The organism is Grimontia sp. AD028 (assembly GCF_000973155.1).
GTDB classification, from domain to species: Bacteria; Pseudomonadota; Gammaproteobacteria; order Enterobacterales; family Vibrionaceae; genus Enterovibrio; species Enterovibrio indicus.
In genome coordinates this window covers 1-10095 of record NZ_LASY01000146.1, presented here as the reverse complement: position 1 = coordinate 10095, position 10095 = coordinate 1, and the positions used below count along the sequence as shown (strand labels likewise).

The following is a 10095-nucleotide window of genomic DNA, read 5'->3' as shown; positions in this document are numbered from 1 at the left end:
GCTTTGTTGAGGTGTATTTGCTTAGGATCACTAGGCGGCACACACCTCTCCGCGCCTAAAACGCTTATAGCGAGAACAAAATTTAACCACCAAAGGTCAGCAACCCCTAGCTCATGCGATTACGCTTTTGAACTTTTCTTTCTGAGTGCATCCAGCTTTTCCGCGGCTTTATGCATCACAGTATCCGGCTTGAACTTGCCTTTGCTGTCTGGCTTACCTGCGGATATGCCGGTGAACAATTCGATAGCTTCGCTGACATGGTCAATCGCGTAGATGTGGAATTTCCCTTTTTCTACCGCATGGATGATGTCTTTACGTAGCATCAGGTTATGCACATTAGAGCGCGGGATAATCACCCCTTGCGTCGATTTCGGTCCCTTGATGGTACAAACATCGAAGAAGCCTTCGATTTTCTCGTTAACACCACCAATCGGCTGTGCCTGGCCAAACTGGTTCATCGAACCCGTGATAGACAAATCCTGACGCAGCGGTACACCTGAAATCGCAGACACAATGGCACAGAACTCTGCCATAGAAGCGCTATCGCCATCTACGCCACCGTAAGACTGCTCAAACGTAATGCGTGTGGTCAGCGGTATTTTCGCTTGCTTACCGAGCAAAGATGACAGGTAAGCAGTCAGGATCATCACACCTTTAGAGTGAATACTGCCGCCGAGCTCAACACTGCGCTCGATATCCAGCACCGCACCATCACCAAACGAGGTCGTTGCAGTGATTCGGTTAGGTGCTCCAAAGCTGAAGTCGTTGGTTGCCAGCACAGACAATGCATTCACCTGACCCACGGCTTTGCCTTTGGTGTCAATCAACGTGGTGCCTGTGGTGAAGCCTTCCATCACGTGGTCACGCAAGCGGCTGACACGCATGTCGCGGCTCGCCAGCGCCTTTTCGACGTGGGATGCGCGGATGATGTTGGCATTGCTGACTTTGGCCTGATAGTTGGATTCACGCAACAGATTCGCAATGTCAGCAGAGTGCAGGGAAAGTTTATCCTGATCGCCGGACTGACGGCTGCTGTGCTCAATGATCCGGCCTATTGCGCCAGGATCGCAATGCAGCAGATTGTTGTCATGACAAATACTGGAAATGAACATGGCGTACTTCATTTCGCTATCTTCATTGCGCGGCATGTCATCTTCGAAATCTGCGGTTACCCTGAACAGCTCACTGAACTCTGCATCATAGTGTTGCAGCAGTTTGTAGGTGTGATAGTCACCAAACAGGATGATTTTCACATCCAGTGGAATTGGCTCTGGCTCGAGCGAGATTGTGCCGCTGAGGGTCACTTCGCGCTCAAGTGAACTCAGCGAAGCTTTACGCGAGCTCAGTGCGCGCTTCAAGCCGTCCCAAACGTAAGGGCGTTCAAGAACTTTCACCGCATCAATCAGCAGCACACCACCGTTTGCGCGATGGATGCTGCCCGGGCGGATCAGCGAGAAGTCAGTGAACACCGTGCCTTTGTAGGTCGCGTTTTCGACGTAGCCGAAAATATTGTGGTACGTCGGGCTATCTTCCACGATCACCGGTGGCACTTCTTCTTCCTGCGCGACCAACACATTAACCTGATAGCGACGCGGCAATTTCTTATCCAGCGCTGCATAGGCGAGGGCGGCTTGTTCTTCGCTTTCCTGCAGGAAAATATCGAGGTTTTCCAGCACATCGCCCTGCATTTCTTTCAGGTATTTTTTCACCTGAGGCAGGTCAGAGTAGGACTCGATCAGCTTCACCATGTGATGGGAAATGGCTTCGGTAGCAATTTCTTCATCCAGCTTTTGCTGTTTCTCGGCGTAGGTTTCTTCCCATTCGGTCAGCTTGCGCACCAATCCGCGGAGCTGGATTTCCAAATCGCGAATGGCCTGATCGAAATGCTCTTGTTCTTTCTGAGAAAGAGCGTCGAAGGTTTCTTCGGTATGCGGCTCTTCGCCATTCAGGGCAATGAACTGATAGTCACCTGAGGTGGTGATGGAAAGGCTCACGCTTTGCAGTTTGGCTTCCTGACTGAGCTCTCCCAAGGCGCCTTCCTGCATTTCTGTCAGGCGGTTTTTGAGTGCATCAGCGCGGGAGTAATACATCTCGTTGTCAAAGGCGAGCTGCAGGGATTTCCCCAGACGTCCCATCATTTTCTCAAGGTCTTTTTTCAGCTTCAGGCCACGGCCGGCAGGCACTTGCAGCACTTTAGGAACACGCGAATCCTGAAAGTTGGCGACATAACACCAGTCGTAAACCGGATGGGTATATTGCCAATGGCGGCTGAGATAGCGCATCACCATGGTTCGCTTGCCGAGACCGTTCTGGCCGACTGCGTAAATGTTGTAGCCTTTTTCCTTGATTGACATCGCAAACTCAACGGCCTGACGAGCGCGATCCTGCCCCACGATCTCTTCGAGTGGTTCAAGATGCTTGGTAGATGAAACGTCGAGTTTGGTCAGTTGTGAAGTGCGATAGAGCATGTCACTGGTTAATGGCTGATGTGGCATAGCGCTCTCCTTTCACTGTGTTTCTCATAAAACTCAGTGTAGCGCCGTTAACTTACTGATTTTGAGCTAAAGAATCGCAGACGTGTTGGCAATGTGGACTGGCGCACTTTATTCACTGGTTTATGGTGAACAAGTGCGCAAAAAGTAGTCGATATGGTTCAGCTTTTGGGAGCGAGGAATCAGTGTGCTGTCCAACCGCCGTCGATGGTAATGGCCTGTGCTGTGATGTTCTTCGCAGCAGGAGAGCAGAGAAAAAGGGCGGTTTCGGCCAGTTCACTCAGATCAATGAAAGCTTTTTTGGGCATCGGTTTAAGCATAATCGTGTTGATCACTTCTTCTTCCGTGATGCCGTGATTCTGTGCCTGAGCGGTGATTTGGTTTTCGACAAGCGGTGTCTTTACGTAGGAAGGGCAAAGTGTGTTGATGGTGACATCATGCTCTGCACTTTCCAGCGCGATGGTCTTGGAAAAGCCCAGCAAGCCATGTTTCGCAGACACGTAGGCGGACTTATACGGAGAGGCGACAAGGCTGTGAATGGAGCCAACATTGATGATTCGCCCAAAGTTGCGTTCGTACATGGAAGGGAGAAAGGCTTTGGTCAGCATGGCTGGGCCACACAGCAAAATGTCGATGATAAGACGCCATTTGTCCTCAGGGAATTGCTCCAGCGCGGAGACAAATTGGATGCCTGCATTGTTAACGAGAACATCGACGGGTTCATCGACACGTGAAGGAGCAGAAGCCAATTGTTCGGAGTTGGTGACATCCAGCTCTATACCCCGAACATCCACATCGAATTGGCTTTTCAATTTGCTGACGGCGTTATCCAGCGCTTCTTTATTGATATCTGAAAGGGTGATTTTATGGCCTGCTTGCGCAAAACCCTGCGCCATGCCAAAGCCAATTCCACTTGCACCACCGGTAATAAATACATGTTTTGCCGTCATTTCCGTTCTCCCTAACGTTGGCTGGTTTATCCAACGTTAAGGGTAGTTAAAAATTCAGGCAATCCGTAGTAGTACGCAATTGCGGTGTTTAATCTCAGGATTTAGATGGTTTTAATTTGCTGGCAACACTGAAAAGTCCAACGATAATCAGCCCTGCAACTAATCCAATCAAACCATTGAGTAGTGTTGGCACCAGCGCGGAAATCACTGTGCCCACTGTCGGTATCAGTGCCGTTTCTTGAGCCGCGTCTGTAATGAGTTCCGAAAGCACATGTACGCCGTGGGTGAGAATACCGCCGCCCACCAAAAACATAGCGACGGTGCCGACAATAGACAGCCCTTTCATCAGGTAGGGCGCAAAAGAGAGAAGACCGCGGCCTACGGCTTGTTTGATACTGCCTGCTTTCTGGCTGAGATAAAGTCCGGCATCATCGATTTTGACAATCACCGCGACCAAACCATAAACGCCTATCGTCATCAAAAACGCGATGCCAAACAAGGTGACAACCTGAGTGAGGAAGGTGGCTTCTGACACGACACCTAGCGTGATGACAATGATTTCAGCAGAGAGGATAAAGTCAGTTCGGATCGCGCCTTTTATCTTTTGCGCTTCGTATTCTGCGGCGTCCAGCGTAGCGGTATTGAAGTCCTGCGCTTCACCGGCAGGGTGGTTTTCTTTTTTGTGAAAGAAGGTATGCAGGACTTTCTCAGCACCTTCGTAACAAAGGAAAAGACCGCCGAGCATAAGAAGGGGGGTGATCAGCCAAGGTGCAATCGCACTGATAGCGAGGGCCGCCGGAACGAGTATGAGTTTGTTGAGGAAAGACCCTTTGGCAACGGCCCAGACGACGGGTAACTCCCTGTCGGCTTTCACACCGGAAACTTGTTCGGCATTCAGGGCAAGATCATCTCCCAATACACCGGCAGTTTTCTTCGCGGCGATTTTACTCATGACGGAGACGTCATCCAGAATCGTGGCAATGTCATCAAGCAGTGTAAGAAGGCTGGCTCCTGCCATGGTCATTCCTCTTTTATCCATACAAAAAGAGGCGGAAAACCGCCTCTTTCTTCGTTAATTCAAAAACGCTTAGAGCTGTTTTTCTATGGCTGCGAGCAGCGTATCTATGTCAGATTTTGTCACGTCTTTGTGAGTCACAAATCGCATCGCCTTGTGAGAAGGCGAGAACAGAATCCCCTGTTCTTTCAACGCCGAAGCAATCGCGTGAATGTCGATATGCGTTGCAACGTCAGCGTAAACAATGTTGGTTTGAACCGGGTAGATGAAGGTATTGAATCCCGGAATCGCACCGAGATTTTCAGACAGATAACGGGCGTTGTCGTGATCATCTTTGAGACGTTCGACATTTTCAGTCAGGGCAACCTTACCCGCGGCTGCCAAAATACCAGCCTGACGCATGCCACCACCGACCATTTTACGCAGTCGACGTGCACGCTGAATGTAGTCAGCATCGCCCAATAACAGCGAGCCAATTGGTGCACCCAGACCTTTTGACAAACAAATGGTCATGGAGTCGAAGTGCTGGCTGATTTCTTTGATGTCTACGCCGAGCGCTACCGATGCGTTGTATACGCGCGCGCCGTCCAGGTGAAGTTTCAGATTATGTTGATTCACGAAATCCCGGGCTCTCGCCAGGTATTCCAAAGGCAGAACTTTCCCGCCGATAGTATTTTCTAAGCTGAGGAGCTTGGTGCGCGCAAAATGAGAGTCATCCGGTTTAACCGCTGCCGCAAGCTTTTCAAAGCACAGGGTTCCGTCTTTGTTGTTTTCGATGGGTTGAGGTTGTACTGAGCCAAGCACTGCTGCGCCGCCTGCCTCATACTTGTAATTGTGCGCTTGTTGACCGCACAAATATTCGTCACCACGGTCACAATGTGCCAGAATACCCAGCAAGTTTGCTTGGGTGCCTGATGAGGTAAATACCGCTGCCTCAAAACCGTGGCGCTCAGCAGCCCACTGCTCCAGTTCATTGACCGTTGGGTCGTCACCATATACGTCATCACCCACGGGCGCATTAGCCATGGCTTCGCGCATTTTTTGATCCGGCTGTGTCACTGTGTCTGAGCGAAAATCAATCATTCTTATCTGTCCTGATTACAACTATGATCGAGTAAGCAGATTACTCCTGATTGAAGAAAAAGTAATTACAAAACATTGGAATCATCCCACTCGTCTATATCTTGAGCCACGGAATGGGCGACGGTAAAACAAGGAAATTATGCCCATGGAATGGTCTTGGCTGTTCATCTCTTTAGCTTGTCTGGTCACGGGTTTTTCCAAATTCTCAGTGGGTGGATTAGGTCTGGTTATCCTTCCACTGATGATGCTCGCTTTTCCGGGGCCCGAGGCGTTGGGCGTCATTGTCCCGCTATACCTACTTACCGACTTCATCGCCGTCCTGACTTATCGTAAGAACATTAATTGGTCCGTTTTAGCAAGGCTGATCCCTTTTGGCGCAGTTGGTGTGGCACTGGGTACAGTTGTGCTTGGTAACATTGACGCGCGAACCTTTATGACAGTACTGGGACTGCTTATTTTTGCGCTGCTGGGGCTTTCGATTTGGCTGGACTATCGTCCACTTCCTATTTTTACCAACCGTTACGCAGCGAGTGTGGCTGGGATGCTATGTGGCTTTGTTGGGGTGTTAGCGAATGCGGCTGGCCCGTTGATGGGATTGTTTCTTCTTGAACAGAAAATGGAGAAGTCTGCTTATGTGGCAACCCGTGTTTGGGCCTTCATGACACTCAATATTATGAAGCTGGTGGGCTTGGTGTACTTGGGCTTAGTCAATGCGGAGACGTTACAGGGGAGCGCAGTTGGCTTACCTGCTCTGTTCATTGGTATGTTCTTTGGCTATAAATTCTTTGCCCGTATCTCGCCAGAACAACTGAAAATGATTGTCCGGGGAGCGATTTCGCTAAGTGCTGCACATATGCTGTTTTTCAAATCGAATTGAACACAGTAACAAAGAAGAAAGCCGCGGCAATGACCGCGGCTTTCTTCTTTCACGAAAAGCGAATTAGCTTTTCAGCAGTTGCCAGTAACGGTTGTAGATGCTGACCGCTTCACCCACATCGTTAGTGAATTCGCCTTTTTCAACATCTTCGTCTGATGGGAAAATTACATTGTTCTCAGTGTATTCCGCAGACAGTTTTTCTTTTGCACGTTTGCTTGGTGCTGGGTAACCCAGTTCTTCGACCATTGCCGCTTGGTTTTCAGGGCGGAACAGGAAGTCGATGAATTTATGTGCCAGGTCGACCTTCTCTGCGCCTTTCGGGATGATGAAGTTATCCATCCAAAGAATTGAACCTTCATCTGGGTAAACAAACTCGATGTTTTCCATTTCAGCTTGTGCCAGGTAGGCGTTACCGTTCCACTGTTGACCGATACCGACTTCGCCCGTCACAAACGGTACGTGCGGTGCGTCTGAGTTGTAAACCACGACATTAGGACGCAGATCTTTCAGCATTTCATACGCTTCCTTGATCTCGTCTTCGTTGGTGGTGTTGATGCTGTAGCCTTTGGCTTTCAGTGCCATGCCGAAAACATCGCGCACGTCGTCGAGCAGCATGATTTGGCCTGCGAACTCGTCGTTCCACAGGTCGGCCCATTTAGTCACGTTGCTGCCATCAACGATATCACCGTTGTAACTGATAGCCGTCACGCCCCAGATATAGGGGAGGGAGTAGTCATTGTTTTTGTCGAATGGTTGACCCATCAGACCAGGAATAATGTCCTTAACATGTGGGATTTTCGATTTATCGATTTTCGCCAACATGCCTTCGTCGCTCATGCGCTGGATAAAGTATGTCGATGCAAACGCAAGGTCATAGCCTTTTCCATCAAGCAACTTCAGCTTGGTATACATGGATTCATTGTTTTCAAACGTTGAATAGTTAACTGAAACATCGTACTCCTTTTCAAACGCCTTAATCACACCCATTGGCATGTACTCGGCCCAGTTGTAGATATTCAGTACTTCATTGTTTGCAGAAACGTTGAAAGAAACTGTTGCGGTAAGTGCGATGCTTGCCGCTTTCACCCCTTTAAGATATTGGTTCATTTGGTTTTATCCTTAAGTGGCATACCCAAACTACCTTAAGGCACAGGCAGACGTCCTTCCTCTCGCCTACGTGCTTCACTTATAGTGCCGTGTGGAGTAGAACCATTTACTCCGGAACCACAGAACCCCTTGTGAAACCAGTCTTTTCGCTGAAAAAGCGCCTTGAGGTAGTTTGGGTAAATACCAAGCTGAAAAATGAACGCGCATCATCAAAACATTTGTCCCCTCTGTCAATGAGAATCCCTCTGAAAAGGTAACATTTTGTGCACCACGCACAGCATCAACGAACGCAGTTATTTTTGAGACTCATGAAGGGGCAAGAATCCCTTGCTTGCCGTGTGGCTTAGTGCGAATATTCGCCGTCTTTTTAATTAACCCTTTTATCAGGATTTAGTCGCGAAATGGCGAAAGAACACGGGTATATCGATAGCTACTATCAAGCAACGGCAAATGTTTTGCCTGAACAACCAGAGTTAAGCAGTGATATTCAAGCGGACGTTTGTATTATCGGCGCGGGTTTAACAGGCACAAACGCAGCAATTGAACTTCGTAAGAAGGGCATGAGTGTGGTGGTGCTGGAAGGTCAACGCATCGCGTTTGGTGGCTCAGGTCGTAATGGTGGTCAGGCGCTGGTGGGTTACTGTCTGGGTCTTCGCGAAGTTGACGAAGAGTACGGCCCAGAATGGGGTAAGCAGCTTTGGGATTTGTCCGTTGAATCTATCGATATCATTCGTGAACGTATCAGTGAGTTCAACATCGATTGTGACTTCCAGGAAGGTTACATCGAACTGGCGTTGAACAAAGGTCAGGAGAAAGAACTGAAATCCTGGCACGAGCTGAAGCATGGTCGTTACAACTATCCGGTTGCCGAGTGGTGGGACACTGACAAGATTGAGCAGGTAGCGAACACCCGTCGTTACATGGGCGGCTTATTCGACCCAAACAGCGGTCATGTTCACACCCTGAACTACACGCTAGGTTTGGCGCAAGCGGCTATTTCCGTTGGCGCGGAAATCTATGAAAACAGCCCAGTGATCAAACTGGAAAAAGGCGCAGGCTTTAACACGGTAAAAACTGCAAAAGGCAGCGTAAAAGCAAAACAGGTTCTGTTGGCTTGTAACGCATACCTTGATGGCCTGCACCGCAAGGCGCAATCAAAAGTGCTGCCTGTGGCTTCTTACATTGCTGTGACTGAGCAGCTTGGCGATCGCCAGCCAATCACTAACAAGATGGCGATGTCTGATCTGAATAATTGTCTGGATTATTTCCGCCCGACTGCTGACGGACGCATTCTGTTCGGCGGTGTGAACCATCCGTTCAATGGCGAGTATTCAGACAGTCAGGAGCGCCTGCGTCAACGTATGCTGAAAGTGTTCCCACAGCTGGGTGACGTGAAGATGGAATATCACTGGGGTGGTCTGTTTGCGGTGACCCGCAGCTACATGCCGGAAATCTCGCATTTGGGTAACGATATCTATACAGCCCATGGCTACACTGGTCATGGCGTTGGTTTGACCAATATTGCAGGCCGCGTTGTTGCTGAAGCAATGGCAGGGCAGGCGGGGCGCTTTGACGTGTTCTCACGTATCGATCATGGCTGGATCCCAACGCCGAAAGTGCTGCGTAAACCTGCGCTCGCGATGGCGATCTGGAAAGCCAAAATGGAAGACGCCCTGGCGAACTAATGGCACATCCAACTCACGATTAGATTTTTAAATCCTTTTCATAAAATCTGTGATTTGAAGCAGCACTAGCACAAGGGGTAGATTCGCTACCCCTTGTATTTAGAGGTGCTGACAATGAACACAGATAAGTTATTAGATGCACTCCATACCCAAGGTTGGTACGTGTGGGATGATTTCCTGAATGCAGAAGAAGTAGAACAACTTCGTGATGCTATTCCTGAAAGCATGAAACCTGCTGGCATCGGACGACACCTGCAGCACCATACCAACAAACAAATCCGTAGTGACAAGATTTCCTGGCTGGAACGCGGAAAGCATCCTGCCTCGGACGATTTTCTCTCTCGAATGGAAGCGATAAAGAACGACGTCAACCGCCACTTCTTTTTGGGTTTGTTCGAGTATGAAGCGCACTTCGCGCGTTACGACATCGGCGATTTCTATCAAAAACACCTCGATACTTTCGAAGGCCGCTCCAACCGCCGTTTAACCACGGTGATGTACCTCAATGATGAGTGGGCGGATGAAGATGGTGGCGAGATTGTGATTTATGATATCAACGATAATCATCTCAATACCCTCTGGCCAAAAGCAGGACGTTTGCTGGTGTTCCTGTCGGAAGAGTTTCCCCATGAGGTACTTCCGACCAACCGAGAGCGTTACAGCATTGCAGGCTGGTTTCGTGTGAACGGCATGCGCGGCAACCGCGTCGATCCTTCTCGGTAGAAATTGTTTCGTAATGCCGTTTTATCTCTCTCGATTGTTGGGAGGTAAAACGGTATCTTCATCTCTGATAACTTAGGGTCTGTTGACCTTTGGTGATGATTTTTGCAGCATTTTTTGGGGACTTTATACAAGGCAGAGGCTTCGATGTGTAGCTAGCCTACAT

8 protein-coding genes are annotated in these 10095 nt (G+C 49.3%); 3 read left to right on the top strand and 5 right to left on the bottom strand.

The window, feature by feature from the left end; genetic code table 11:
- Positions 1–119: 119 nt before the first annotated feature.
- From RN22_RS22675 to ltaE, 4 genes are all read right to left on the bottom strand, one after another.
- Positions 120–2495, bottom strand: a complete 2376-nt coding sequence (locus tag RN22_RS22675; protein ID WP_046308001.1) for a Lon protease family protein — start codon at positions 2493–2495, stop codon at positions 120–122.
- A gap of 179 nt (positions 2496–2674) precedes the next feature.
- Positions 2675–3442 (bottom strand): 3-hydroxybutyrate dehydrogenase, encoded by a 768-nt coding sequence (locus RN22_RS22670; RefSeq protein WP_046307999.1) that lies wholly within the window; start codon positions 3440–3442, stop codon positions 2675–2677.
- A 94-nt stretch (positions 3443–3536) separates the two neighbouring features.
- Positions 3537–4460, bottom strand: a complete 924-nt coding sequence (locus tag RN22_RS22665) for a DUF808 domain-containing protein (protein WP_046308003.1) — start codon at positions 4458–4460, stop codon at positions 3537–3539.
- A gap of 69 nt (positions 4461–4529) precedes the next feature.
- Positions 4530–5540, bottom strand: a complete 1011-nt coding sequence (ltaE, locus tag RN22_RS22660) for a low-specificity L-threonine aldolase (protein WP_046307997.1) — start codon at positions 5538–5540, stop codon at positions 4530–4532.
- A gap of 145 nt (positions 5541–5685) precedes the next feature.
- On the opposite strand from ltaE, the gene RN22_RS22655 reads away from it, so the two are divergent.
- Positions 5686–6417 (top strand): sulfite exporter TauE/SafE family protein, encoded by a 732-nt coding sequence (locus tag RN22_RS22655; RefSeq protein WP_002539328.1) that lies wholly within the window; start codon positions 5686–5688, stop codon positions 6415–6417.
- 63 nt (positions 6418–6480) lie between these two features.
- On the opposite strand, the gene RN22_RS22650 is transcribed toward RN22_RS22655, so the two are convergent.
- Entirely contained in the window at positions 6481–7524 is a 1044-nt protein-coding gene (locus RN22_RS22650; protein ID WP_046307996.1) for a PotD/PotF family extracellular solute-binding protein, read from the bottom strand.
- 401 nt (positions 7525–7925) lie between these two features.
- On the opposite strand from RN22_RS22650, the gene RN22_RS22645 reads away from it, so the two are divergent.
- The gene (locus RN22_RS22645) at positions 7926–9209 is read left to right on the top strand and encodes an FAD-binding oxidoreductase (RefSeq protein WP_046307994.1); all 1284 of its coding nucleotides are present in this window, start codon (positions 7926–7928) and stop codon (positions 9207–9209) included.
- 114 nt (positions 9210–9323) lie between these two features.
- On the top strand, positions 9324–9932 hold the full coding sequence (locus RN22_RS22640; protein ID WP_046307993.1) for a 2OG-Fe(II) oxygenase: 609 nt from the start codon (positions 9324–9326) through the stop codon (positions 9930–9932).
- Positions 9933–10095: the final 163 nt, after the last annotated feature.

Bases quoted from the DNA above. Each gene is read 5' to 3' on its own strand.
- RN22_RS22675 (WP_046308001.1), bottom strand. From the start codon at position 2,495: ATGCCACATCAGCCATTAACCAGTGACATGCTCTATCGCACTTCACAA.
- RN22_RS22670 (WP_046307999.1), bottom strand. From the start codon at position 3,442: ATGACGGCAAAACATGTATTTATTACCGGTGGTGCAAGTGGAATTGGC.
- RN22_RS22665 (WP_046308003.1), bottom strand. From the start codon at position 4,460: ATGGCAGGAGCCAGCCTTCTTACACTGCTTGATGACATTGCCACGATT.
- ltaE (WP_046307997.1), bottom strand. From the start codon at position 5,540: ATGATTGATTTTCGCTCAGACACAGTGACACAGCCGGATCAAAAAATG.
- RN22_RS22655 (WP_002539328.1), top strand. From the start codon at position 5,686: ATGGAATGGTCTTGGCTGTTCATCTCTTTAGCTTGTCTGGTCACGGGT.
- RN22_RS22650 (WP_046307996.1), bottom strand. From the start codon at position 7,524: ATGAACCAATATCTTAAAGGGGTGAAAGCGGCAAGCATCGCACTTACC.
- RN22_RS22645 (WP_046307994.1), top strand. From the start codon at position 7,926: ATGGCGAAAGAACACGGGTATATCGATAGCTACTATCAAGCAACGGCA.
- RN22_RS22640 (WP_046307993.1), top strand. From the start codon at position 9,324: ATGAACACAGATAAGTTATTAGATGCACTCCATACCCAAGGTTGGTAC.